Source organism: Paenibacillus oryziterrae (genome assembly GCF_042610485.1).
Taxonomy (GTDB): domain Bacteria; phylum Bacillota; class Bacilli; order Paenibacillales; family Paenibacillaceae; genus Paenibacillus_AQ.
Genome location: NZ_JBGJZO010000055.1, coordinates 1 through 1,166, shown reverse-complemented (window position 1 = coordinate 1,166; position 1,166 = coordinate 1). Strand labels below are relative to the sequence as shown.

Annotated in this window: 2 protein-coding genes; both read right to left on the bottom strand. The window is 43.5% G+C overall.

Going from position 1 to position 1,166, the window contains the following annotated elements:
* Positions 1–861 (bottom strand): IS3 family transposase (locus ACAN55_RS24155; RefSeq protein WP_379139150.1); only part of this gene is annotated, 861 nt, incomplete at its 3' end.
* The coding region (locus tag ACAN55_RS24150; RefSeq protein WP_379139147.1) for a helix-turn-helix domain-containing protein at positions 858–1,166 on the bottom strand (309 nt) is incomplete at its 5' end. The genes ACAN55_RS24150 and ACAN55_RS24155, both read right to left, overlap by 4 nt.

The window sequence follows — 1,166 nt, the reverse complement described above, 5'->3', positions numbered from 1 at the left end:
TACAAGCTGATTCCTGTACTCAACAGGAGTCAGCTTGTTTAGTTTTCGTTGTGCTCTATCTTCATTGTAAAAACGTATATACTCCTCAATTCTTCTTTGTGCCTCAGCGATACTTCGTATATCATAAGGATAGAGTGCTTCGACTTTAAGATGAGAGAAGAAGCTCTCGATGGAGGCATTGTCATAACAATTGCCTCGGCGTGACATGCTGATTTGGGCGCCAACCTGTGGCAGCATGTCGTGGTATGCATGGGACGTGTACTGGTATCCCTGATCGCTGTGAACGATCAGTCCAGTCACGTCTTTATGCGTTTCAAAGGCCTTTCTAAACGTTTCTAATACAAGAGAATTGTCGTTACGTCTGCTAATGTGGTATCCGACGATCTCGTTATTCCACAAATCCTTGATGGCGGACAGGTAAATTTTCTCATCGAATACCCGATATTGTGTAACATCCGTTACCCATTTCTGATTGGGTTGTTCCGCTTTGAAATTTCTTTTCAGTAAATTCTCAGCGACTCTTCCATCCGAAACAGCTGCCTCGTAGGTTGTTCTATGGATGTACTTGCGGCGTATAATCGCTTTAATACGAAGTTCCTGCATGAGTCGTAAAACCTTCTTGTGATTCACGACAAGACGATATTGGCGATATAACTCATCCTGTATCCGACGGTATCCTACCGTCTTGTCCCGATGCTCGTATATGGCTTTGATCTTACGCTTCAACTCTTGGTCTGGATCGTTGTCTTTGCGCTTCAGATAAGCATAGTAACCGCTTCTGTGGACCCCTAAATATCTACAGAGTTCCTTTACGGTCTGCTTATGCTTCAGTTCGTCGATGACAATATATCTATCTTTCAACCCTCCCGATTCAAGATTTGTAACCACTTTTTTAAAACGTCTACCTCCAACTGTAAACGACGTAGTTCACGCTCTTGCTCCGTTTCAGACCTGTGCGGATCTCCACGTCTGTCCTGAAAAGAGACTTCTCCCTTTGCCCGATACTTCCTTACCCAGACACTGACACGCTTCCTGTCATTAATATCCAGATGTTCTGTAATCTTTCTACAGCTCCATCCTTCCTCCATAAACAGTCGAACAGCTTCTACTTTCACAGACTCAGGATAATGCTTAAACTTCTGACCTTTCTTTGCTGGCATAAAAAA